The sequence below is a fragment of the Martelella alba genome (assembly GCF_005217455.1).
Classification (GTDB): domain Bacteria; phylum Pseudomonadota; class Gammaproteobacteria; order Enterobacterales; family Enterobacteriaceae; genus Acerihabitans.
Window position 1 is genome coordinate 74027 of record NZ_SZPQ01000024.1, and the last position, 23960, is coordinate 97986.

Here is a 23960-nt window from a genome sequence, read left to right on the forward strand (position 1 = left end):
GGCAAAACCGACAAGCTCAGGAGTTGAAGGTGAAAAAATATTTGGTCGGCGGCGCTGTTCGCGACAGGTTATTGCATATCCCGGTGCGGGAAAAAGATTGGGTGGTGGTGGGCGCGACGTCCGAGGATCTGCTGGCTAAGGGATATCAACAGGTCGGCAGGGATTTTCCGGTATTCCTGCATCCGCATACCCGCGAAGAGCATGCCCTGGCGCGCACCGAGCGCAAATCCGGGCAGGGGTATACCGGCTTTACCTGTTATGCGGCGCCCGATGTGACCCTGGAGCAGGATCTCCTGCGCCGCGACCTGACCATTAACGCCATCGCCGAAAACGAGAACGGCGAACTCATCGATCCGTTCCACGGCCAAAGGGATATCGAACAACGGCTGTTACGCCATGTGTCGGCGGCCTTTACCGAAGATCCGCTGCGCGTACTGCGCGTGGCCCGCTTCGCCGCCCGCTTCGCCCATCTGAATTTCCGCGTCGCCCCGGAAACCCTTGATCTGATGCGCCAGATAACCGGGGATGGCGAATTGCCGTTGATCTCGCCGGAACGGGTTTGGAAGGAAACGGAAAAAGCGCTGGCGACCCGCAATCCGCAAGTCTATTTTCAGGTTTTGCGCGATTGCGGGGCGCTGGCGTCGCTGTTTCCTGAAATCGACGCCTTGTTCGGCGTGCCGGCGCCGGCCAAGTGGCACCCGGAAATCGATACCGGCATCCATACGTTGCTGACCTTGTCCATGGCGGCCCGGCTTACCAATGAGGTGAGCGTGCGCTTCGCCACCCTCTGCCACGATCTGGGCAAGGGACTGACGCCGCGCGAACAGTGGCCGCATCATCACGGACACGGCCCGGCCGGCGTCAAACTGGTGGATGCCCTGTGCGCCCGCCTGAGGGTGCCGAACCCGGTGCGCGATCTGGCGCGCGTGGTGGCCGAATACCACGATTTGATTCACACCGTGGAACGCCTGACGCCCAAAACCTTGATGAAATTGTTCGCCGTTATCGACGTATGGCGCAAACCGGAACGCCTGGAACAGCTTATCATCGCCAGCGAGGCCGATGCCCGGGGCCGTACCGGTTTTGAAAACAGCCCTTACCCGCAAGGCGACTACCTGCGCGAAGCCTTTCAGGTGGCCGCCGCGGTCGGCAACCGCGAAGTGATCGACGCCGGCTTCACCGGCGCCGGCATCGGCGAGGAAATCCGCCAGCGCCGGCAACGGGCGCTGACACGCTGGAAACAGCAACGGGAGAACATGCCGACGCCGGCTATCGAGGACTGAATCCGGTTCGCCGCGGCCGTTAACGATGTCAACGGCCGCCACGGGCGAAACCCCGGGGTTTACATCAACACCCAGTAAACCACCGCCGCCAGGATAAAACGATAAATGGCGAAGGGCACGAAGGAGATGTGTTTGATAATTTGCAGGAAAAACTTGATGGCCAGCAACGCCACGATAAACGCCGTAACAAATCCCACCGCGAACAGGGGGAAATCCCGCCAGGACAGAAACGGCAGGCTTTTATACAGATCCACTATCGTCGCGCCAATCATCATCGGCACCGCCAGGATAAAGGAATATTCCGACGCCGCATAGCGGCTGACCCCCATCAGAAGCCCGCCGCTGATAGTGGCGCCGGAACGGGAAAAACCCGGCCACAGCGCCAAACACTGGAAACAGCCTATCAGGAACGCCTGCAAATAGGTGATATCATCGATGCCGGGCGCGCGCGGGGTTTTCGGCCTGAGCCACTCGCCGGCCAGCAGCAGCACGCCGCCCGCCACCAGCGCGTACATGACATACTTGGCTTCGAACAGCGCTTTGATTTGCTCATGCAACAGGCCCCCGAGGATCACCGCCGGGATCATGCCGAGAATGATATGCATGAGGGTAAGCCGTCCTTTGCCGACCCCTTCATGGGCCACTTCGCCGAAATGGATGCCGATAAGGCCGAACAGACGGCGCCAGAACATGACCACCACCGCCAGAATCGATCCGAGCTGAATGATAACCTCAAAGGTTTTCGCCCGGTCGTCGGTGAAACCCAGTAACGTCCCCGCCAGTATCATATGCCCTGTTGAGGACACCGGTAAAAATTCCGTCAATCCCTCGACCACACCCAGAATAAACGCCACAAGCAAATCATGCAGGTTTGCCATACAACAATGTCCCCTTAACCACCGGATCATCCGGACAAAAAAGAAGCGGCCGTTTTTATTCGACTCTTGCCGCTGTGTCGTTCGGAAAATGAGACTAACGATACGGTATTACGTTTACTGTTGCATGAAATTTAACTTAAGGTACCCGACTTTTCAGACTTTTCAGCGAGCCCGCTCGATGATCACGCCGACGGTTTCCGCCTGGGGCACCGCCCCCGGCTTACTGACCTGGATGCGCACCCGCGGGCTATGGAAGCGCCGCAACAATAGGTCGGCCACCTCGTCCGCGACCCGCTCCACCAGCGCAAAACGTCCTGAGGAAACATGCGCGAGCACCGCTTCGCTGACATCAGCGTAACTTAAACAATCCTGTACATTATCGCTGCGGGCCGCCGGGCGGTTATCCCACGCCATCTCGATATCGAAAACCAGTTTTTGCCGCCGGTTCTGTTCCCAGTCGTATACGCCTATCACCGCCATGACGGTCAGGCCTTTTATAAATACAATATCCATTGTCTTACTCGGTTTTTGTGGATGTCGGATACCACTTAGCACGGAATATGCGTATTATCCACAGCGAGACCCAATATAATTCGCGTGGCGCCACGGCGGCAAGTGAGTAACAAATTCGTCAATAACGCTGGTAAAGCGCGGTTAAACGGCAACGTGAAGTATGACGGGTATTGACCACAAAAACGATCATTGATCACTACGGGATGGAACTTGACTATGAATGCTCTAGCGGTTGGCATGATCATCTTCGCCTATCTGTGCGGCTCGATTTCAAGCGCAATCCTAATCTGCAAGGTCGCCGGCCTGCCCGACCCCCGCGCTCACGGTTCCGGCAATCCCGGGGCCACCAATGTTTTGCGGGTGGGCGGCAAGGCGGCGGCGGCCGGCGTATTGATATTCGATATCATCAAGGGCATGCTGCCGGTATGGCTGGCGTACCGCTGGGGCGTCACGCCTTTTTACCTTGGTCTGGTGGCCATCGCCGCCTGTGTCGGCCATATCTATCCGGTATTTTTTCGCTTCAAGGGCGGGAAAGGGGTCGCCACGGCATTCGGCGCCATCGCGCCCATCGGCTGGGACCTGACGGGACTGATGGCCGGCACCTGGCTGCTGACCGCGCTGCTAAGCGGCTACTCGTCCCTTGGCGCCATCATCAGCGCGCTGATTGCGCCCTTCTATGTCTGGTGGTTTAAACCGCAATTCACCTTTCCGGTGGCGATGCTCTCCTGCCTGGTGCTGTTGCGCCATCACGACAATATCCAGCGCCTGTGGCGCGGCCAGGAAAGCCGGCTGTGGCGCAAACGGGAAAAAGATCGGGCAATCGACCGGCAGCATCCGAAGGAATAATCAGCTCCGCCGGCCTTGGCCTTACCCGCGCGGCTTATTCAGCCATGCCCGCCGCGCCGGTGGATTGACCGCGACGCGACCGACGCCGGAAACACCCCCGCCGCCGTCCCGCCAGGTCCGGGGCCGCGCCCGGCGACTAAAGCGCCGGCAACTCCGCCAGGGGCCAGCGCGGGCGCACCGTTACGCCCAAATCGTCCACCACGCCAGTTTGCAAACGTACCAGGCCGGCATAGGCGATCATGGCGCCATTATCGGTGCAAAAGGCCGGCCGCGCGTAAAATACCTGACCGCCCCGCTCCCGCATCAAGTCCGTTAGACGCTGGCGCAATGTCCGGTTGGCGCTGACGCCGCCGGCTATCACCAACCGGCGCAAACCGGTGTGCTCCAGCGCGCGCCGGCATTTGATAAGCAGCGTATCCACCACCGCGTCTTCGAAAGCGCGGGCGATATCCGCCCGCGTCTTGGCGTCTTGGCCGTTTTCGCGAATGGTATTGGCGGCAAACGTCTTCAGCCCGGAAAAACTGAAATCCAAGCCGGGCCGGTCGGTCATGGGGCGGGGAAAGACAAACCGCCCCGGCGTGCCCTGGCCGGCCAGTTGCGACAACAGCGGCCCGCCGGGGTAATCCAGTCCCAGCAGCTTGGCGGTCTTATCAAACGCCTCGCCGGCGGCATCGTCAATGGATTCGCCAAGCAAGGTATAACGGCCGATGCCGGCCACGCTGATTAACTGGGTGTGGCCGCCGGACACCAGCAACGCCACGAAAGGAAACGCCGGCGGGTTATCCTCCAGCATGGGCGCCAGCAAATGACCTTCCATATGGTGCACCGCAACGGCCGGCACCCGCCAGGCATAGGCCAGGGCGCGGCCGATGGTGGCGCCCACCATTAACGCGCCCACCAGGCCCGGACCGGCGGTATAAGCCACGCCGTCGATATCCTCCGCGCCCAGGCCGGCCTCCCGCAACGCCGCCTGGATCAGCGGCGCGGTCTTGCGCACATGGTCTCTCGACGCCAGTTCCGGCACCACGCCGCCGTAATCGGCGTGCAGTTTGACCTGGCTGTAAAGCTGGTTGGCCAGCAAACCGGCCTGGTCGTCGTAGATCGCCACCCCGGTTTCATCACAGGATGTTTCAATACCCAATACCCGCATCTTCATTACCTGACATCATTTCGCGCGGCGCACAGTCTATCACAGTCTGCGGCCGAAGACGCCGCCGCGGCATCCGACGGCGAAAAATCCGGTGTTGTATCGGCCGTCATGCCCAAATACCACAGGATCCCGGATCATTTCACAGGATCTTTTCAAAGTTTTCACCATTTGAAGAGGGTTTTTTGATTGCCATAATCAATACAATGCGGCTTTTTCAGTCAAAATCGGCTATAATTCGCTCCATCCACGGAACGCCCGCGGGGTGATCCGGCCGCTCGCCGCCGAGATCCTCGCCGCGGCGCTTTACAAAATGGTCATGCTTGAAGTAAAATTCCGCACCATTTTGAAATGGCTGGCAGCAGGCCAGCAACAAAACCGAATTCCATTGAGGTGAGAGTTACATGCCGGTAATTAAAGTACGTGAAAACGAGCCGTTCGACGTAGCACTGCGTCGCTTTAAACGTTCCTGTGAAAAAGCAGGTGTTCTGGCCGAAGTTCGTCGTCGCGAGTTCTATGAAAAACCGACTACCGAACGCAAACGCGCCAAAGCGTCCGCCGTTAAACGTCATGCAAAAAAACTGGCTCGCGAAAACGCACGCCGCACTCGTCTGTATTAAAATATACGCTGAATACGCCAAGTTGTGTCACGGCGGCAAGCGAGCGCAGCCGACAAAGAGCAACGTGAAGTATAGCGAGTATATCGGGGTGATTTCCCCAATCGCGTGATTAATCCGCAGACTTAGCAGTTACATGAAGGCCGTGGGATCCGGAAGGGTTACACGGCTTGTTCTCGTTCACAGGCTAACGATCAGGGCTTATGGCTGGACGAATCCCACGCGTATTTATCAATGACTTGCTGGCGCGCACCGACATCATCGATTTAATCGATGCCCGGGTGAAGCTGAAAAAGCAAGGCAAAAATTACCACGCGTGTTGCCCGTTCCACCATGAAAAGACCCCGTCGTTTACCGTTAATGGCGAAAAGCAGTTCTATCATTGTTTCGGTTGCGGCGCCCACGGCAACGCCATTGATTTTTTGATGAACTACGACCGGCTGGATTTCGTCGAGTCCATTGAGGAACTGGCGACCATGCACGGCCTGGAAGTGCCCTATGAATCGGGCGCCGGTCCCAACCAGCAGGAACGCCATCAGCGTCAAAGCCTTTATCAGGTCATGGCGCAACTGAGTGATTTTTATGCCCAGGCGCTGGGACAAAATTCCGCGGCCTCCGCCCGGCGATACCTGGACAAGCGGGGCCTTAGCGCCGACGTGATCGACCGCTTCGCCATCGGTTATGCCCCGGCGGGCTGGGATGCGGTCATGGGAAGGTTTGGCCGGACGCCGGAAGCGCGCGGCGCATTGAACGATGCCGGGATGCTGGTGACTAACGAACAGGGCCGGGCCTACGATCGCTTCCGCGACAGGGTCATGTTCCCCATTCGCGACAGACGCGGCCGTGTCATCGCTTTCGGTGGGCGGATTCTGGGCGAAGGCCAGCCCAAGTATCTGAATTCGCCTGAAACGGAAATTTTTCATAAAGGGCGACAGCTTTACGGCCTTTATGAAGCGCAACAAAAGCACCCGTCGCCGACGCGTTTGCTGGTGGTGGAAGGCTATATGGACGTGGTGGCGCTGGCGCAGTTCGGCATTGATTACGCGGTCGCGTCCCTTGGCACCTCCACTACCGCCGAGCACATTCAGTTGCTGTTCCGCGCCACCGATCAGGTGATTTGCTGTTATGACGGAGACCGGGCCGGCCGGGAAGCGGCATGGCGCGCCCTGGAAACGGCGCTGCCCTATCTTAATGACGGCCGCCAGTTGAAGTTTATGTTTCTGCCGGAAACCGAGGATCCGGATACTCTGGTGCGTCAAATCGGCAAAACGGCCTTTGAGGAACTTATTGAGCAGGCGCAGCCGTTGTCGGCGTTTTTGTTCGATACCCTGCTGCCGCAGGTCGATTTGAGCACGCCGGACGGACGCGCCAAATTAAGTACGCTGGCGTTGCCGCTTATCGGCCAGGTACCGGGCGAAACGTTGCGTATGTATCTGCGTCAGCAGTTAGGCAATAAATTGGGTATTCTGGATGACAGCCAGCTTGATAAGCTATTGCCGCAACAGGGGAACACGACAAATATTTCGCCGCAACCCCGGATAAAACGCACAACCCTGCGTATACTTATAGGATTATTGGTGCAATACCCGCGCCTGTGCGCCCTCATCCCGTCAATACAGGGATTAGAGCAGGCGAATCAGCCGGGCGTGCCGTTATTTATCGAACTGGTGCGGACCTGCCAGGCGCAGCCGGGCATCACCACCGGTCAATTGCTCGAGGTGTATCGGGAGAATAAATACGGCCGACAGCTTGAAACTCTGGCCACGTGGAACCACATGATCTCTGATGAGATGGTCGAAGCGATGTTTATCGATACCCTGGCGAGTCTGTACGACTCCATACTTGAACAGCGCCAGGAAGTGTTAATCGCCCGCGACAGAACGCATCGATTAACCGCCGAAGAGCGTAAAGAGCTTTGGTCGCTTCAGCAAGCGTTGGCCAAAAAAAAATGAACCCAGAGGCTTAAGTGCCTGATACCGGCAGGGTAACGCCCTGTGCGATGCCGTATGAGGCTGCGGCGATAAAAAAAAGCCTGATATCTCGTTGGTGATGAGATTTCACCGACCAACACCGAAATTACTCTGAAGTGTGGATACCGTCTTATGGAGCAAAACCCGCAGTCACAGCTCAAGCTACTTGTCACTCGTGGTAAGGAGCAAGGCTATTTGACCTTCGCCGAGGTCAATGACCATCTGCCGGAGGATATCGTCGACTCCGACCAGATCGAAGACATCATCCAGATGATAAATGACATGGGCATCCAGGTGATGGAAGAAGCGCCGGATGCCGATGATCTCCTGTTGGCGGAAACGACATCCGATACCGATGAGGATGCCGCGGAAGCGGCCGCGCAGGTGCTTTCCAGCGTTGAATCGGAAATTGGACGCACCACCGATCCCGTGCGAATGTACATGCGCGAAATGGGTACGGTGGAACTGTTGACCCGCGAAGGTGAAATCGATATCGCCAAGCGTATCGAGGACGGGATCAACCAGGTGCAATGCTCCGTGGCGGAGTACCCCGAAGCGATCACTTATCTGCTGGAGCAATACGATCGCGTCGAAGCGGGCGAAGCCCGGCTGTCGGATCTGATTACCGGTTTTGTCGATCCCAACGCCGAAGAAGACATGGCGCCCACCGCCACCCATATCGGCTCCGAATTGTCTTCTGAAGAACTGGCCGACGACAACGACGACGAGGATGAAGACGACGAGGACAGCACCGACGAAGACAACAGCATTGATCCCGAACTCGCCCGCCAGAAATTCGTTGAGCTGCGCGAGCAATACGAGACCACCCGCAACGTCATCAAGACCCACGGCCGCAACCATGCCCGCGCCACGGAAGAAATCCTGAAGCTCTCGGACGTGTTCAAGCAATTCAGGCTGGTGCCGAAGCAATTCGACTACCTGGTCAACAACATGCGTTCCATGATGGATCGCGTGCGTACCCAGGAACGGCTGATCATGAAGCTGTGCGTTGAAATCTGCAAGATGCCGAAGAAGAATTTCGTCACCCTGTTCGCCGGCAACGAGACCAGCGAAGCCTGGTTCAAGGCCGCGCTGGCCATGAATAAGCCCTGGTCGGAAAAACTGCGCGATGTGGATGAAGACGTGCATCGCAATTTGCAGAAGCTGCGGCAAATAGAAGAAGAAACCGGCCTGACCATTGAACAGGTCAAGGACATCAACCGCCGGATGTCCATCGGCGAAGCCAAGGCCCGCCGCGCCAAGAAAGAAATGGTTGAGGCCAACCTGCGGCTGGTGATTTCCATCGCCAAGAAATACACCAATCGCGGCCTGCAATTCCTGGATCTCATCCAGGAAGGCAATATCGGCCTGATGAAGGCGGTGGACAAGTTTGAATATCGCCGCGGCTACAAGTTCTCAACCTACGCCACCTGGTGGATCCGGCAGGCGATCACTCGCTCCATCGCCGATCAGGCGCGCACCATCCGTATTCCGGTGCATATGATTGAGACTATCAACAAACTCAACCGCATCTCCCGGCAGATGTTGCAGGAAATGGGCCGCGAACCCACCCCGGAAGAACTGGCGGAACGAATGCTGATGCCGGAGGACAAAATCCGCAAGGTGTTGAAGATCGCCAAAGAACCGATTTCCATGGAGACGCCCATCGGCGACGACGAAGATTCGCATCTGGGGGATTTTATCGAGGATACCACCCTCGAGTTGCCGCTGGATTCCGCCACCTCGGAAAGTCTGCGTTCGGCGACCCACGACGTACTGGCCGGTTTGACCGCCCGCGAGGCGAAAGTACTGCGTATGCGCTTCGGTATCGATATGAATACCGACCATACGCTGGAAGAAGTGGGTAAACAGTTCGATGTTACCCGCGAACGTATCCGGCAGATCGAGGCCAAAGCGCTGCGTAAGCTACGCCACCCCAGCCGTTCCGAAGTGCTGCGCAGCTTCTTGGACGACTGACGGGACACGCCCCGCGAAGACATGGCCCAGACGCCAGCCTGAAAACCCGCCCTCTACCGGCGGGTTTTTTATGGGCGGCCCGGCATCCGCCATTTTCCACTATCACCGGTGACGGTGAACCTTTCCGCAACGGCCTTTGCTGGCGGACGGTGATGATGCGCGGCGACGGGCGACACGGCGAAGCTACAGCGCCGAAAGTTGCAGTGGGTTCATGTAATCGCGAAATTGCGTGACCAAACCCGCGCGCCGCGTGATAAACCAGATATAACCAAGATCCCTCGGCGCATTATCCGAGACACGTCGATGATGGCCTTCGGCCTCAATAATAAGTTCGTCCCCCGACTCCCGCACCCGAACGTTGTCAAGGGTTCCGAAACGGATAAAACCCGGCAGTTGACGCATATACGCCGCGATAGCGTCACGGCCCGCAAGACGCCGTACGGCGCCTTGTGGCGCAAATGGGAATTCATGAACGGCGTCGGGCGCATAAATGGCCATCCACCCGTCGACATCGCCGGCCTGCAGTGCCTCAACGGCTTGGGCGAACCAAAAGGGAAGAGAAGATTGAATTGGCATGAGATTCTCCGATAGAATTACGGACTATGAGTCCAAATCATTCTAATCGCATTTCGGACTGTGAGTCCATAAATAAAAGCGGGCGTCGGGGACGTCCGTCGGTTCCCCGCGCGCGCGTTCTCGCCGCCGCCGACGCCCTGTTTACCAATGCCGAAGCGCCCTGTACGGTGACCATGGATGCCATTGCCGTGGCGGCCGGCGTAGGAAAGGGAACGCTGTTTCGGGCTTTTGGCAGTCGGGACGGCCTGCTTGATACCTTATGGGCGGCCAAGCTCAAGGCCTTACGCGAGGCGGTGGACGCGGGGCCGCCGCCGCTGGGACCCGCTACGCCTTCAGATGAGCGGCTTGCCGCGTTTCTTGATGCGCTGCTGATATTCAAACTTGAGAATAAACACCTCATCCGGGCGCGCGAAGTGACTGCCACCGGGCTTCTTCAATCGATTCATTACCGATGGATGTACGGCCTGGTCCGAGAACTTATCCAAGACGCCGCGCAGGGCACAATGGAGGACAGTGCCCGATACAGGGCCCATGCCTTGCTTGCCGCGCTGCATATCGACCTTATCGAAGCGCTACTGGCCGATGGGCTCACACTTCAGACGATCCGGCATGCGCAGAAAGCGCATGTAAAAGCGATCATTGACGGCGCCTGACACGGCCATCGTCAGTCGGCGGCGCGACGGACGCACCACCCTGCCTTTGAGCATCGCCCCCCTGCCTGAGCATCCCCGGCATGGGAGCGTGAGCGCAAACTGCCGGGCGGCCGCCGTCAGATGCCCCTGGGGGCCAGGGCGAGATCCAGTTCGCGGTAAGCTTTGAGCAATGTCCCATAGCTCATCCGGTTCAGCCCGCTGGGATTGGGCAATACCCAAATTTCGGTGCCGCCGATGGTGGCGCTCTGTTTGCCCCAAGGCACATTGCGTACCCGGAACGCCTGCCGGTAGGCCTGTTTGCCCAACACCGCCAAGGCGATCGGCTGGTAAACCTGAACCTTTTCAATCAACCGCCGGCCGCCGTCGCGAAATTCAGCCGAGGTCAGTTCGCCGGCCTCCGTCGTGGGCCGCTCCACCAGCATGGTGATACCGCAACCGGTATCCAGCAGCTCGTGTTCTTCTTCCGGTTTAAGCTGGCGCTCGGTGAATCCGGCCTGGTGGAGAATTTTCCAGAACCGGTTGTTGGGATTGGCGAAGTGGGTGCCTTTATGGGCGCTGGACAAACCGGGATTGATACCGCAAAACACGACACGCAATCCCGGCGAAAGAATATCTTCAATCATTATGCCGGCTCTCAATCTGTGTTGGTGTTGTTATATCTTGATGATAGCTGAGAATTGGCGATAAATCAGCCATATAGTTTGGCGTGATCTGGACCTGCCTGCGCCGTTCCTCTATAATCAATGCCCACCTGGCCCCTTAGCTCAGTTGGTTAGAGCAGGCGACTCATAATCGCTTGGTCGCTGGTTCAAGTCCAGCAGGGGCCACCAAATTTTAGTAGTATATACATACAGTTAGGCCACTCTCCGCGCCATGTGATGAGCTCGGTCAGGCTCAGGGAATAGAGTTCTGATGGCGACCAGTGAAATATCACTGCGATATCCGCCATCAGGTCATCGGTCGACAGGTTGGGCGGGAAGTCTATTCCACCGAAGCCGGTGACAAAAAACCAATCACCTTAGCGGCCAGCGACAGCATATCTGGCAGATTCATTGCGGTAATCTCAGCGCGCTTAATTCCGCCTGGCTGAATGAATCCGCGACGCTGTTCCGCCGCAAGTATTACCAGAATGGCGCGCATGCGGGTTACATCATGTATGTGACCGACCCGGCGCAGAGCGCGACCGATGTCGAATCGCTGCGCGAGGCGATGCGCAACTCGAAAGGGCTCGGCAACTTTAAGAATCTGTTTTTCTACGCTCCGGGCGGAAAACCGGACGGCATTAAAATCGTGCCACTGAGCGAGGTCGCCACAAAGGATGACTTTTTCAACATCAAGAAAGCCAGCGCCGCCGACCTGATGGACGCCCACCGCGTACCGTTCCAGCTCATGGGCGGTAAGCCCGAGAATATCGGCTCACTCGGTGACGTTGAGAAGGTGGCAAAGGTATTCGTGCGAAACGAGCTGTCGCCCCTGCAAGACAGGTTCAGAGAAGTAAACGACTGGCTCGGCATGGAGTTCATCAGGTTCAAAGAGTATACCCTCGACAACCCGGAATAATCTCCCTCGAGCCGCCAGCATGGCGGCTTTTTCATACCCCACCACCATCACGCCTCAGACGCGCCACGCGCGCACGACCACACCAGGCCACCAACGCGACAACAATCACGACAGCGCCATCAAGACGCGCTCAGACGATAATTTTTATTATCACGCACCACCGCTGGCGCGCAATGCTTTCCCCGCCACGCCTGCCCGCTTTATGTGTCGGTTTTAATGCAGTTGCACGACCACAGCCAGACTGCGCCAGCACTGGCGCGAAAGAGCACACGAACACCACAGCAGCGCATGCAAACTCACGCACCAGATGCATGCATGACTAAAAAACGGGAAAATCGCGGGAAAATGGCATAAAAAAACCGGCATTTTCAGTGCCGGTCTGGTGATTATTTGCCACGTAACACGTGAAGGATTTGCGTATTGCTTAGGTACATGGATCACCCCGTAATCTGCGGCGGCGGGATTTTTCTCTTTTTCGCGGTTACGCCGTCCAGCGAACATTCCAGCCATCTTTAAACAAAATATTTCCATCGGTGTACATCCATGTGATGTTTTCATAGCGAAGCTCTATAGCCTCCATATGAGTTCCGCTAACTCCACCCGGAAGCAATGAGGGGGAAATACTGCAAATTTTTACGTTTTCAAGCTCAATATTGAAATACTCAGTCTCTATCCCCGCATCAGTAATTCTATACATTCGGATTGTTGCCGACTTAAGGTTTCGCCCCTCACAGAGTGCACGGAATAGAATAGGCGTAGTTTGATCAAACTCCTTTTGCACGCAGATCGGAGAATGAACTCTTGTACCTGTCAACTTTCCATAGTTCGGGTCAACCGGGATGCATACATTATGAGTTAACGTTTTCAACTCAATCGAGCCGAGCCGGGTTGGCATCATGCAGCCACCAACAATTGGCGATCCGTTTTCATCAGTTAACCATAAATGCGCTGGAGTAGACATAATTCACATCCTTATAAAATTATTTTGACGGCTTAGCCGTGAGATAAACAATAATAAACACTACAACGGCAAAAATCCCGGCTGATTGAACAGCGTAAGAGGGGAAAAATTTAACCGCAATCATAAAGAAAATAAAAATAGCGATAGCTGGTATATAAGTCCGAGCAAAAAATCCGACTTGATATCTTAACCACTTCTTTAAGAAGCCCATTAATTAGCCATCCTGGAAATTATATTCACAATATCATCATCAGATAGATAAGTGTGTTCAAAAGCCCGGGCTTTCACAAAAATCGGTTCTACGATGAAATACATCATTTCTAACTTTCTAAGGTAGAGGGCGTGATAGTATCTAGGGCCCCAAAGTTTGAGCCTGTCCGCACTTTCCGCCGCTTGCTGTACATAGCCATAAAGCCCAGCAACACCCACAGCACCGCCAGCCAACGCACGGACACGCCCGACTACCAGAGGACTAAAGCCGAGACTCAAACATACGGTCGTAGTTATCCCAAGCGTAAGAGAATCAGCAGTTAGATTACTGGTTGAAATATTTAAACCTAATTTCCATAATCGCCATTTTATAAATTCTAATTGCTGCTGTGTTTTATGCTGCAACACATCCTTGAAATAGACTTCAATCAAATCGTATACAATGCGACGGTCACGAAAAAGCTGATAAAGCCCCTCACCGAAGCGAACATCCTCACTTTTCAATTTCGCGCAAACGTCTTGATAATTGTCAGTAAAACAGGAGGTGTAATATATTGCGCGGGTTGCACCATCTTTAATTCTGGCGGCTGTTTCTGATATTTGCTTACCAACGCCGCTTACAGCTTTGTCAAGCTGTAACGCCATTAGCTTTTCCGCCTGCATTTCTCTTATGATTGAATCGCTGTAATACATACCCCGCTCCCTGCGATTGATAAATGTACACATAGCGAAAAGTAACACGTTTACGTAAAAAAATCAAATAAAGAGGAATAGGTGAATAATGCATTCACAAAATAAATTCACTCAAACAATCCATGCGCTTATTTTATAAATACGATGTGAACTGGAAATTATCGTCAAATATATGGTTTCTCTCGCTAAATAACTTCGCAAAATAGTAGATCATATATGGACGTCCCGTGGTGTACAAGTACTGATGTGGTACGGTTTGCTGTCATATATCCGGCGTCTTTTGGGGAAATTTTGCCCGCGCCATGATGTCATCCGCACCCTGTTTCCTTATCACTTAGCCGGTATTTTCTACCTGGATCTACTTCAGGTTATTACAGGGTTGGTTTACCGTTTTCCCATCAGTGCCTGCAAACTCAGGAAATCTTTTACTTTGTGCCGAACCAAATTACTACTTCAGCGCAAAAGCCTTGTTCATATCGAAATCAACCGGTTCAGACAGCAACCGCCAGACAATACGTGTTAACTTATTTGCCAGCGCCACGGTGGCTTTCATTTTTCCCCGGCGCTCAGTGACATGATTAAGCCATCTTCCAAGGCGGTCATCCCGCTTTTGGGTATAGCGCATGACCGCTCTGGCGCCATGAATGATGAGTGTCCGAAGGTCGCAGTTGCCATTTTTAGTCATCGAAGTGAGAATGCGTTTCCCACCGGAATTGTGTTGCCGGGGAACCAGACCGCACCAGGCGGAAAGTTGTCTTCCGTTAGCAAATTGTTCTGCATCAACCTCACTTAAAAAAGCGGCGGCGATAAGCGGGCCAACACCCGGTATCGTCATCAGTGCCCGATACCGGGGCTGCTGTTGACACAATGCTGCGATTTCATATTCTGTTGAACGAATATATTCGTTCAGTGTGTGGATGTTTTCCAATAAAGTGGAAAGCAAATGGCGTAATACCGAAGACACGGGCTTTTGCGCATCTTCAATCAAATCGGGTAATCGCTGTTGCAAGGTATGTATCCCAACCGGGAACTCGAAGCCCTGCTCAGCGGCCAGAGCACGAATTTGGTTGGCCGCGGCGGTGCGCTGTTCCACCATCAATTGACGAGCACAACGCAGCGCTTTGATATCCTGCTGCTCAACCGTTTTTACGGCAACAAAGTGAATCCCCGGACGAAATGCCGTCTCACATATCGCCAGAGCATCATTGGCATCATTTTTCTGATGACGGGTTAACGCCTTTACATGTTGGGTTGGAATGAGCCGAATGGCGTATCCCATGGACTGGAAAGTCCGCCCCCAGTAATGCGAGGTTGCACAGGCTTCCATTGCAATAAGGGTATCCGGCGGGAATTGACGAACCGTGTCTAACAGCTTGCTGCGAGAAACTTTTCGGTTCCAGGCAACGGTCCCATCATTCATCCAGACACAAAGCTGAAAAGCGGATTTAGCCAGATCGATGCCGACAACTTTTATCGTGTTCATGATGTTGTTCCTCTATAAATGGGGCGGCTCAACATAAGTGTGGCAGGATTATGTTGAGGAGGGACGTCCATCACATCACGTAAAAGGAACTCAGCCCGGATTGTGCGATCTGATCAATCGCCAAATATCCCAAACCACCAACCGGACTGAGCGATGCCGATCATAGCAGCAATTCCTGATGAAGAACGACAACTGATGCGCAAAGAAGCCCAGCAAACTCATGATAAGAACTATGCCCGACGACTTGTCGCCATGTTGATGCTGCACCAGGGAATGACCGTCACCGATGTTGCCAGACTGCTCTGCTCTGCACGCTCTTCAGTCGGCAGATGGATAAACTGGTTTACCCTGCATGGTGCTGAAGGATTAAAAAGCCTCAGGCCCGGACGTGCACCACGCTGGCCGGTCGCCGATATTCTTCAGATTTTGCCTCTGCTGGTACAGCGCTCCCCGAAGGATTTTGGCTGGCTGCGTTCACGCTGGAGCACGGAACTGCTGGCACTCGTCGTCAATCGACTTTTTGACGTGACCCTGCACAGATACCTGAAACAGGCGGGTATTGTCTGGCGCAGAGCCGCGCCGACGCTGAAAATAAAAGACCCGCACTATGATGAAAAACGCCTTGCTATTGAGCAGGCGCTGACTCAGGAGCAGACGGAACATCCTGTGTTTTACCCGGCTGAAGTCGACATCGACCTGAACCCGAAAATCGGCGCGGACTGGATGCCCAAAGGGCAACAGAAACGCATCGCCACACCGGGTCAGAACCAGAAGCATTATCTGGCTGGCGCACTGCACTCAGGTACGGGGCGGGTTCACTATGTCAGTGGCAGCAGCAAGAGCTCTGGTTTATTTATCAGTTTGTTAAAGGCATTACGGCGTACATATCGACGGGCGAAAACCATCACACTGGTGGCAGATAACTACATCATTCATAAAAGCCGTAAAGTGGAGCGATGGCTGGAAGAAAACCCGAAGTTCCGGTTGCTGTTCCTGCCGACGTACTCACCGTGGCTGAATCCGATAGAGCGACTGTGGTTATCATTACACGAAACCATAACGCGAAATCATCAGTGCCGGTATATATGGCAGCTACTGAAACAGGTAACGCAGTTTATGAATGCTGTTTCACCGTTTCCGGGTAATCAACACGGTCTGGCTAAAGTGGAGCGGTAATATGCGAAGATATTTAGCAATCAAATGAATTAACAATCACATTAATCCGTATGCCATCATGCTGAAACGCCATGAATGATAAAATGGGACATGCACAAATGACAAAACCGGATATGACCGAGATGAACGCCTTCGTCAAGGTAGCGGCGCGGCGCTCCTTTCGGAAGGCAGCGGATGTTCTTGCACCCTCACCATCGACAGTGAGTCCCCCCACGGGGCTTGGTATTGCCTACGTATTCAAGAGTTTGGCGCGTGACGCGCTGAAGGCTGGGCGACTCATCAGCGTATTCGATGCTTGGCGCCCCAGCTTACCGGGCGCGTTCCTTTATCAGGCGCGCCGTAAAACCCCGACCTTCAGGGCGGGAATATAAGGCGCACCTGATAACCTGGTTATGGAAGGGCATGTCCATCATGACGCCGCCACCTTGACGAGGCGAGCTCGCGTAACGTCCGCCTGGGATAAAAGCGGCTCACCGGGGCATTACCGCCTTCAGTTTTGCTTACGCTCCGCACGCCTCACGGCCTGGGGCGGCATACCATAAAGTTTCACGAAAGCGCGACGCATCCGTTCAGGATCACTGAAACCTACCGCCCTGGCAATGTGTTCAATCGGCTCCGAGCCTTCATTCATACGGGTCTTGGCGGCCTCAAGGCGTAACCGTTCTACGGCTCTGGCGGGCGTTTCGCCCGTCTCGCGTCGGAAGAGACGGCCAAACTGCCTAACGCTAAGATGCGCCGCTTCAGCAAGACGCTCAATCGGTAACGATTCCTGCAAATGATCGCGGGCAAAGCTCAGCGCGAGACGGATCTTGTCTGATTCCGGCGCCATCTGGGACAGGGAGGAGAATTGCGACTGACCGCCCGGACGGCGGTGGTAAACAACCAGCTCGCGGGCAACCTGGCGTGAAAGCTCGGCACCGTGATCCGCTTCGATAATCGCCAGCGTCAGATCGATACCCGCCGTAACACCCGCCGAGGTCCAGATACCGTCATCGACAATAAAAATCCGATCAGCGTCCACGTCCACGGCGGGATAGGCCTGCTGGAAGCGGGGCGCCATCCGCCAGTGAGTGGTTGCACGCCTGCCGTTGAGCAGGCCCGCTTCGGCGAGCAGGAAAGCGCCGGTGCAAACGCTTGCTACGCGCGGCGTCCGGCGGGCAAGCTCCGCAACAGCCTGGACTTCGCTTAGCTGCAACATGGACGTGATATCACCGCCAACGACAATCAGCGTGTCCAGGTCCACGTTTTTTACCGGCTGCGTCGCCACCGGAAGCCCGCCGCTGCCCTGAATCATACCGCCGGTGCGTGAGAGTACCCGAAGGGTATACAGCGGGTGCCCCAATACCTTCTTTATCGCCTCAAAAGCGCTGAAAGGCCCCGCGAGGTCAAGCAGTTGGTGACCGGGATAGATAAAAAAACCAGTAGTATGCATAATGACCTTTTTTGAGGGATATGTGTTCTTTACGCCACACATGTATAAGCCGCTGATGAAAACTTGTCAACAACGGGAAACGTAAGCGCATATGACCACAATCGTTATTCCGCTTTATGCGGGGGTAACACACCTCGGTTTCATCGGGCCTCGTCAGTTCCTGAGGGTTCTGCCGGACACCCATGTCATTGTTGCGTCGTTGGACGGCGGCATTTCGCAAATCTGAAACGGGGCCCGTTCGGAATTAAAACGACTCGTCGGCCCATATATACTTAATAGACCGAGCGGCACCGCGGCGGCAAGGGAGTGACAAATTCATTGGGAACGCACACCGCCGGGTTTGTTCGCCTTTGATGGACCTGGCGCGACCCATAACCGGGCGCTGTTGGCCACACAGTCCCAGATAACCATTTTGATGAGGTATGCATGCTGATAGCACAGGTTTCGGATATCCACGCCGGCCATGACAACGGCAATCTGCACAGATTCGACCGGGTGCTGGCGTGGCTCGCCCATCTTAACCCGGACATTCTGGTGCTGACGGGGGATGTGATTGATGAGCGGTGGCATGCAGGGTATCAGATGATCGCCGACCGTCTCAGCCGACAAAAGTACCCTTCGCTGCTTCTGCCCGGTAACACCGATGATCGCCGCCATATGTGCTCAGTATGGGGTGAGCGACACTGGGCGAACGATGGACCGGGGGAATCCCTGCATTTCACGTACCACGCCGGCGGCCTTCGCCTTATAGGTCTGGATTCGACGCTTGAAAATGAGAGTTCGGGCAGCCTGTCAGGGCATATTGAATGGCTGGAGAAACAGCTTAGCGATACCGGCGACTCGCCAGCACTGTTATTTTTGCACCATCACGTCGTCGAGTCCGGCATTCCCACGCTGGATAAGATAATGTGCGCAGGAACCCGCGAACTGGCGGCACTGATTCAACGCGCCCCCGGTAAACTTTTGGCCATCGCTTCGGGACACGTCCACCGGCCAGTGGCGGGCGTGTTTGCCGGCATCCCGGCATATATTTGCGGATCTGTCTGCCCCGCTAATCCCGTGTGGTTTGGTACGGAAAATAGACCTCCCGTCAGCGATCCCCCCGCGCTGATGATTTACCGGTATGTGGGCAATGTCCATACCGGCCATCATGTTTCCGTTTAGGAAGCACGCTTATTTCTCAGTATTATCGTTCGCGTTACAGCCCACCGTGTAAATTCCGGAAAGGGCATCGCGAACCTTAATAGCCACTTTTGCGCCGAGATCCATCGCTTTTGTTCAGGGAGAAACACGGTAATCTTTCACCTCAATAAACCCACATACATCACTTTCCAGGTAAATGATGTCAACGGCCTTCGTTTCACCAAAGGCATTATTGAACTGATTTCGGGAAAAGGACCCATCATGGTATTGTGTTGACTTCGCCCCGTCAGGAAAAGTGAAGGTTAATTGACTTTCAATTATATTATTTTAATGGTTGGCACTTTCTTCTCCATCAAACCTAAAGCGATTCGATGGTGGCAGTTCTTCCTCAAAAAGGACGAGTGCCGTTAAATCTTTAATTGAGTTGCCTTGTTCAACTTCAACGCCGTTAACCCCGGCTTTCAGTGCGAAATATCGATGTTTTAAAGATCAAAAATACGCTTAGACGCCGATAACATAAAAATCGGGAGAGTGACGCATGGGAAGCGGCAGGGATTGTAGCCCTCATACCTCAAGTCGTATCGTGGCGACAAACGGGCGGCAAATGGGCCGGGAACGAATATGACTAAAAAAGAGACAATGCGAAGTATGGCGAGTATAGTATGAATGCAACGATAGCCCTTATTGGGCGAAATCCGCTATTCTTCACCTCGCCATGCTGGAAAATCATGCTTATCCAACATCTACGAATCGCACGCCCAGTGAGTAACCTTGCAAGAAGTTGCCAGATGTACTGCCGGGGCCTTGAACTGGATAAATTAGGCTCATTCGCCGACCATGCCGGTTTCAGCGGGTATATGCTGGGCCGTAAAGGGTTGGGCTGGCATTTGGAGTTTACCTTATGCCATGACCATCCGGTTGCGCCTTCTGCTTCCATGGAGGATTTACTGGTTTTGTATCTCCCTCATGCCGATGTCTGGAATGCCGCGTGCGCGAATATGGATAACGCCGGATTCGCCAGAGTACTTTCGTTTAATCCCTACTGGGATATCAAGGGCATCACGTTTCAGGACAATGATGGATACCGGGTCGTTTTGCAAAATAGTCAATGGGAATAACACACTTTGCACTAAAACCGTCGCCGTATGGAAAGCGCTGGGCATATTCCCGCGCGCTGGCCGATATACTTTGAATACGACAAGTTGCATCGCGGCGACAAGCGAGCTTCCAGGCGCGGCGATCATTCTGTGACTGGGGCGGGCGCCGTCGACAAAACGGCAACGCGAAGTATGACGAGTCTATGCAGGAGAACCCATGAACACGAAAATAAGGCTTGCATCGCCCGACGAAGCGAACGAATTGTGGAATATCAGAAATCAGGCCATTCGACATGGATGCGCATCAAGCTATGCGGCTTCGGTGATTCTTGCCTGGACGCCGGACGATATGCCCGATAGCTTTAGGCAGTTGATTGATGAAAATACTTTTTTCGTTGCCGAAAATTCTAAAGGGAAACCCCTCGCCACCGGCTTTCTTGATCTTTCCCGTCACAGTGTGGAAGCTATCTGCACGCTGCCTGCCTATATGGGCAAGGGACTGGCCAGAGCGATTATCAACGCAATAAAAAAGGAGGCCGGGAACCGGGGTTTTACTTATCTTACTCTCTCTTCGACACCTAATGCGGTCTCCTTTTATTTAAAACAGGGGTTTGTTATCGTTAGTAAATCTTTATATCCCTCGAAACTTGCCGGTACGCATTTAGCATGTTTCAATATGAAAATAAACCTCAATGCCTTAAATAATTCGGATGATTCTGCGGCGGCAGATGAGCGGTAAACGGGTCGGGAACGGAATTGAATCGCCTGCGCCCTACCGTCGCGCCTGAACAAGTTGACATCCGCCCTGCCCCGCAGGACCGGTTTTCAACGGCGTGCCGAATAAATCATCCTACTCGCCGGCCAATACCTGATTAACGGCCTGGCGATTATTCTGGAAAGTTTCAAGATTTTTTTAGTCCGCGAATCAATCAGTGTCGATGCATTATGGCTCTCCAAGCTCCAGTCTGATAAAGGCGCTGGCGCAAAGCTGAAAGGGGGCTTTTGCCCGGCAACAAACGGGCCTTTTGTCATCTTTACTGTACCCGTGCCGTTGCAAGAGGAAACGCGCTCCAGCAACGGGGCCGGTTATTTTTCACATTCAAACCTGCGCCATGCCACCATCGACAAACAGTTCGATGCCATTAACAAAGCTTGCCGAATCGGATGCAAGAAAAGCCACTGCTTTGCCAATTTCCGCCGCTTCACCCAGGCGTCCAAGAGGAACCTGAGCCGCCAGTGCATCGTATAACCTCTGCCGGTGTTCGTCAGGCACCAGTCCACCCAGGCCCGGGGTACGTATTGGGCCAGGGCTGACAACATTCACCCGGATATTGCGCACTTTCAGGTCTACCACCCAGGAACGGGCAAAATTGCGTACTGCGGCTTTGCTGGCGCTGTAAACACTGAAACTGGCGGTCCCCTGAACCGAAGTGGTTGAACCCGTGAGGATGACGGATGCACCGTCAGTCAACAATGGCAATGCTTTTTGCACAGTGAATAACACCCCACGTACGTTAGTGTCAAAAATCGCATCAAAATGCGCTTCCGTAATTTCGCCCAGTGGCAACATATCGCCACCCCCTGCGTTAGCGAAGAGGATATCCAGATGCCCGGCACTTTTCGCAATTTGCGCATAAACCTTATCCAGGTCGGCCAGTACTGACGCATCGGCGCGAATACCGATTACGCCGCCACCGATATCCGCGACAGCCGAATCCAATACGTCCTGGCGGCGACCAGTGATAACTACCCGTGCGCCCTGTGCCGCCAATTCTTTCGCCGTCGCCAGGCCAATGCCGCTGGTGCCACCGGTAACCAATGCGATTTTGCCGTTCAATTGTTTGCTCATTTTCGTTTCCTCAATTTTGATGGTCGGATTCATCAGTAAGCCCCGGTATGCGGGGTATGGCGCTACAGTACCGCCGTCAGTTTTATTGAAAAATAGCGAAAAATAAAAATGACTATTCATATTTGTGTATAATCGAGCAAGATCTATATGCGGAGAAAACGATGGACCAACTGGTGGCAATGCGGGTATTTGCCCGGGTTGTGGAAGCGGGAAATTTCACCCGGGCGGCGGACTCACTGGATATGCCCAACGCCACAGTAAGTAAATTGATTCAGGAACTGGAGTCTCATCTCGGCGTCCGTTTGCTGCAACGTACTACCCGCCGCGTAACGGTAACGCCGGAAGGCCATGAATATTATGAAAAGAGCACACGGATACTGCGCGATCTGGAAGATATCGACAACGCATTCAATACCGCGCGAAGCAAACCGCGTGGTGCGTTACGTGTTGATATCGGCGGTTCCGCCGCCTGTGATGTATTGATTCCCGCCCTGCCGGATTTTCTGGCACGTTATCCCGATATTCGCCTTGATTTAGGCGTTTCGGACCGCTCCGTTGACCTGATTAGCGATAATGTGGATTGCGTTATCCGCGGTGGCCCGCTGGAGAATTCTTCTCTTATTGCGCGCTATATTGGCTCGGCGACGTTTGTCACCTGCGCTACCCCGTTTTACCTCAAATGCTATGGCACACCGGCCACCCCTGAAGAACTGAAAAACGGACACCGTCTGGTGAGCTATCTGTCGCCGCAAAATGGCAAGGCCACCCCTTTTCGCTTCGAACGCCAAGGGGAAAAAAAAGAAATTAAAATCGACCACCGTATTGGGGTCAACGAAAGCAATGCCCACCTGTCCGCTGCCCTGGCCGGGATAGGTCTTGTTCAGACATTTCGCTATTGTGCCGGTAAGGCAATAAAAGAAGGGATGTTGACTGAAATCTTGCAGGAATGGCGCCCGGAGCCCTATCCTTTCCATGTCGTTTACCCACAAAATCGCCACGTCACACACCGGTTACGTGTATTTATCGAATGGCTGCTGGAAATCTTTCCCCAGCGCGTGGCGGGAGAATCGCACTAACCCCATGCCGTCTTCCGGGTCATTGTTAAGGTCGTAATTGATAAGGTGCAGGGTGAATGCTCACAGAGCGGAATAAACAAACCCGCGTGAACGGCGCCCACATACTTATGTAGAGATTTTCGGTGCGTTCTCGCGGTAGCCGCTTTCCAGCCGCATATCGCTTTTTAGGGCCAGAGCCATTGCCGCGTAACCCGTGAGAGCGCGCGCATTCCCGCTATACTCGTCATACTTTATCATCACCCGTAATGAGTAAAAGCAGCCGTTGCGCTATGCGCTGACTTACACGCAATCTGTTTCTGGGCATCCTGGCTATGAGCGGCGATGTCAGTAAAACGGATTTAATGTCGTCTCCTTTTCTACTCTAAATAATTCAAGTCGCATCGCGGCGGCAAGGGAGTCAGTCCCCAGGAGCATGGATCGCGATGTGACTGGGGCGAGCAAGCGCAGCCAGCAAAGAGGCAGCTTGACGTATGACGAGTATAGTGAAAACAGGTTTTTGTTATCGTGGGCGAATCTGTATCTCCCTCGAAACTCGCCGGGACACATTTAGCACGTATCAATATGAAAGTAAATCTCAATGCTTTGAATAATCCGGATGGTTTCGCAGCGGCAGATAAGCGGTAAAGGGGTCGGGAACAGCGTTGAATCGCCAGCGCCCTACCTTAAAATGAAGAATTTTTTTGTCAAAACCGGACAAAGGCCGTGGGGCGCAATAACGTCAGGCGATATACAGCATCGTTCGCATTGAGTAGGCCCCCTGCGAAACCAGACAGTAGAAGTCTCTTAACTTAAGAGATAGGCTTGGATACATGTCTAACAC

At 54.3% G+C, this 23960-nt stretch carries 27 protein-coding genes and 1 tRNA gene; 16 read left to right on the forward strand and 12 right to left on the reverse strand.

Annotated elements, in window-relative coordinates; translation table 11 throughout:
* Positions 1-29: 29 nt before the first annotated feature.
* Complete coding sequence (locus FCN80_RS16430; protein ID WP_136991259.1) at positions 30-1283, forward strand: multifunctional CCA addition/repair protein; 1254 nt, start codon at positions 30-32, stop codon at positions 1281-1283.
* 59 nt (positions 1284-1342) lie between these two features.
* Here FCN80_RS16430 and bacA read toward each other — a convergent pair whose 3' ends face one another.
* Positions 1343-2161, reverse strand: a complete 819-nt coding sequence (gene bacA, locus FCN80_RS16435; protein ID WP_136991260.1) for an undecaprenyl-diphosphate phosphatase — start codon at positions 2159-2161, stop codon at positions 1343-1345.
* Between the two features lie 162 nt (positions 2162-2323).
* Positions 2324-2674, reverse strand: a complete 351-nt coding sequence (gene folB, locus FCN80_RS16440; protein WP_136991261.1) for a bifunctional dihydroneopterin aldolase/7,8-dihydroneopterin epimerase — start codon at positions 2672-2674, stop codon at positions 2324-2326.
* A gap of 216 nt (positions 2675-2890) precedes the next feature.
* Here folB and plsY point away from each other — a divergent pair, with 216 nt between their 5' ends.
* A complete protein-coding gene (plsY, locus tag FCN80_RS16445; RefSeq protein WP_136991262.1) occupies positions 2891-3520 on the forward strand; it encodes a glycerol-3-phosphate 1-O-acyltransferase PlsY in 630 nt (209 codons plus the stop codon).
* Positions 3521-3656: 136 nt separating this feature from the next.
* Here plsY and tsaD read toward each other — a convergent pair whose 3' ends face one another.
* Positions 3657-4670 carry a tRNA (adenosine(37)-N6)-threonylcarbamoyltransferase complex transferase subunit TsaD gene (gene tsaD, locus FCN80_RS16450; RefSeq protein ID WP_136991281.1) on the reverse strand — a complete coding sequence of 338 codons (1014 nt, stop codon included), beginning with the start codon at positions 4668-4670 and terminating at the stop codon, positions 3657-3659.
* Between the two features lie 262 nt (positions 4671-4932).
* Between tsaD and FCN80_RS27250 the strand changes: the two genes are divergently transcribed.
* The 4 genes from FCN80_RS27250 (at position 4933) to rpoD (ending at position 9231) form a co-directional block, all read left to right on the forward strand.
* Positions 4933-5064 carry a hypothetical protein gene (locus FCN80_RS27250; protein WP_306767887.1) on the forward strand — a complete coding sequence of 44 codons (132 nt, stop codon included), beginning with the start codon at positions 4933-4935 and terminating at the stop codon, positions 5062-5064.
* Between the two features lie 7 nt (positions 5065-5071).
* Positions 5072-5287, forward strand: a complete 216-nt coding sequence (rpsU, locus tag FCN80_RS16455; protein ID WP_001144069.1) for a 30S ribosomal protein S21 — start codon at positions 5072-5074, stop codon at positions 5285-5287.
* A 200-nt stretch (positions 5288-5487) separates the two neighbouring features.
* Complete coding sequence (dnaG, locus tag FCN80_RS16460; protein WP_136991263.1) at positions 5488-7236, forward strand: DNA primase; 1749 nt, start codon at positions 5488-5490, stop codon at positions 7234-7236.
* A gap of 150 nt (positions 7237-7386) precedes the next feature.
* Positions 7387-9231, forward strand: coding sequence for an RNA polymerase sigma factor RpoD (rpoD, locus tag FCN80_RS16465; protein ID WP_136991264.1), 1845 nt, complete (start codon positions 7387-7389; stop codon positions 9229-9231).
* A gap of 183 nt (positions 9232-9414) precedes the next feature.
* Here rpoD and FCN80_RS16470 read toward each other — a convergent pair whose 3' ends face one another.
* Positions 9415-9807 carry a nuclear transport factor 2 family protein gene (locus FCN80_RS16470; RefSeq protein ID WP_136991265.1) on the reverse strand — a complete coding sequence of 131 codons (393 nt, stop codon included), beginning with the start codon at positions 9805-9807 and terminating at the stop codon, positions 9415-9417.
* 26 nt (positions 9808-9833) lie between these two features.
* Between FCN80_RS16470 and FCN80_RS16475 the strand changes: the two genes are divergently transcribed.
* Positions 9834-10460: a TetR/AcrR family transcriptional regulator gene (locus tag FCN80_RS16475; protein WP_230492715.1), complete on the forward strand. Its 627-nt coding sequence runs from the start codon at positions 9834-9836 to the stop codon at positions 10458-10460.
* Positions 10461-10576: 116 nt separating this feature from the next.
* Here the strand turns inward: FCN80_RS16475 and mug are convergent, their stop codons facing one another.
* Positions 10577-11083: a G/U mismatch-specific DNA glycosylase gene (mug, locus tag FCN80_RS16480; RefSeq protein WP_136991266.1), complete on the reverse strand. Its 507-nt coding sequence runs from the start codon at positions 11081-11083 to the stop codon at positions 10577-10579.
* Positions 11084-11213: 130 nt separating this feature from the next.
* On the opposite strand from mug, the gene FCN80_RS16485 reads away from it, so the two are divergent.
* Positions 11214-11290, forward strand: a tRNA-Ile gene (locus FCN80_RS16485).
* Here the strand turns inward: FCN80_RS16485 and FCN80_RS16490 are convergent.
* A complete protein-coding gene (locus FCN80_RS16490; RefSeq protein ID WP_136991267.1) occupies positions 11269-11409 on the reverse strand; it encodes a GpE family phage tail protein in 141 nt (46 codons plus the stop codon). The two genes, FCN80_RS16485 and FCN80_RS16490, sit on opposite strands and share 22 nt — an antisense overlap.
* 32 nt (positions 11410-11441) lie before the next feature.
* The gene (locus tag FCN80_RS26875; protein ID WP_230492716.1) at positions 11442-11600 is read right to left on the reverse strand and encodes a hypothetical protein; all 159 of its coding nucleotides are present in this window, start codon (positions 11598-11600) and stop codon (positions 11442-11444) included.
* A gap of 12 nt (positions 11601-11612) precedes the next feature.
* On the opposite strand from FCN80_RS26875, the gene FCN80_RS16500 reads away from it, so the two are divergent.
* Positions 11613-12020 (forward strand): phage portal family protein, encoded by a 408-nt coding sequence (locus tag FCN80_RS16500; RefSeq protein WP_230492717.1) that lies wholly within the window; start codon positions 11613-11615, stop codon positions 12018-12020.
* Between the two features lie 481 nt (positions 12021-12501).
* Here the strand turns inward: FCN80_RS16500 and FCN80_RS16515 are convergent, their stop codons facing one another.
* From FCN80_RS16515 to FCN80_RS16530, 3 genes are all read right to left on the reverse strand, one after another.
* Positions 12502-12981, reverse strand: a complete 480-nt coding sequence (locus tag FCN80_RS16515) for an Hcp family type VI secretion system effector (RefSeq protein WP_136991270.1) — start codon at positions 12979-12981, stop codon at positions 12502-12504.
* A 210-nt stretch (positions 12982-13191) separates the two neighbouring features.
* On the reverse strand, positions 13192-13884 hold the full coding sequence (locus tag FCN80_RS16525; RefSeq protein ID WP_136991272.1) for a hypothetical protein: 693 nt from the start codon (positions 13882-13884) through the stop codon (positions 13192-13194).
* 448 nt (positions 13885-14332) lie between these two features.
* Positions 14333-15367 (reverse strand): IS110 family RNA-guided transposase, encoded by a 1035-nt coding sequence (locus FCN80_RS16530; protein WP_136991273.1) that lies wholly within the window; start codon positions 15365-15367, stop codon positions 14333-14335.
* Positions 15368-15520: 153 nt separating this feature from the next.
* Between FCN80_RS16530 and FCN80_RS16535 the strand changes: the two genes are divergently transcribed.
* Positions 15521-16543: an IS630 family transposase gene (locus FCN80_RS16535; protein WP_136991274.1), complete on the forward strand. Its 1023-nt coding sequence runs from the start codon at positions 15521-15523 to the stop codon at positions 16541-16543.
* 71 nt (positions 16544-16614) lie between these two features.
* Positions 16615-16914 carry a type 2 periplasmic-binding domain-containing protein gene (locus tag FCN80_RS16540; protein WP_136991275.1) on the forward strand — a complete coding sequence of 100 codons (300 nt, stop codon included), beginning with the start codon at positions 16615-16617 and terminating at the stop codon, positions 16912-16914.
* Between the two features lie 119 nt (positions 16915-17033).
* Here the strand turns inward: FCN80_RS16540 and FCN80_RS16545 are convergent, their stop codons facing one another.
* A complete protein-coding gene (locus FCN80_RS16545) occupies positions 17034-17975 on the reverse strand; it encodes a GlxA family transcriptional regulator (protein ID WP_136991276.1) in 942 nt (313 codons plus the stop codon).
* A 91-nt stretch (positions 17976-18066) separates the two neighbouring features.
* On the opposite strand from FCN80_RS16545, the gene FCN80_RS27255 reads away from it, so the two are divergent.
* From FCN80_RS27255 to FCN80_RS16560, 4 genes are all read left to right on the forward strand, one after another.
* The gene (locus FCN80_RS27255; RefSeq protein WP_306767888.1) at positions 18067-18201 is read left to right on the forward strand and encodes a hypothetical protein; all 135 of its coding nucleotides are present in this window, start codon (positions 18067-18069) and stop codon (positions 18199-18201) included.
* A 200-nt stretch (positions 18202-18401) separates the two neighbouring features.
* Entirely contained in the window at positions 18402-19139 is a 738-nt protein-coding gene (locus FCN80_RS16550) for a metallophosphoesterase (protein WP_136991277.1), read from the forward strand.
* Between the two features lie 707 nt (positions 19140-19846).
* The gene (locus FCN80_RS16555) at positions 19847-20236 is read left to right on the forward strand and encodes a VOC family protein (RefSeq protein WP_136991278.1); all 390 of its coding nucleotides are present in this window, start codon (positions 19847-19849) and stop codon (positions 20234-20236) included.
* A 196-nt stretch (positions 20237-20432) separates the two neighbouring features.
* Positions 20433-20954: a GNAT family N-acetyltransferase gene (locus tag FCN80_RS16560; protein WP_136991279.1), complete on the forward strand. Its 522-nt coding sequence runs from the start codon at positions 20433-20435 to the stop codon at positions 20952-20954.
* Between the two features lie 360 nt (positions 20955-21314).
* Here FCN80_RS16560 and FCN80_RS16565 read toward each other — a convergent pair whose 3' ends face one another.
* Positions 21315-22064, reverse strand: a complete 750-nt coding sequence (locus FCN80_RS16565; protein ID WP_136991283.1) for an SDR family oxidoreductase — start codon at positions 22062-22064, stop codon at positions 21315-21317.
* 161 nt (positions 22065-22225) lie between these two features.
* Here FCN80_RS16565 and FCN80_RS16570 point away from each other — a divergent pair, with 161 nt between their 5' ends.
* Positions 22226-23140, forward strand: a complete 915-nt coding sequence (locus tag FCN80_RS16570) for a LysR family transcriptional regulator (protein WP_136991280.1) — start codon at positions 22226-22228, stop codon at positions 23138-23140.
* The last annotated feature ends 820 nt before the right edge of the window (positions 23141-23960 follow it).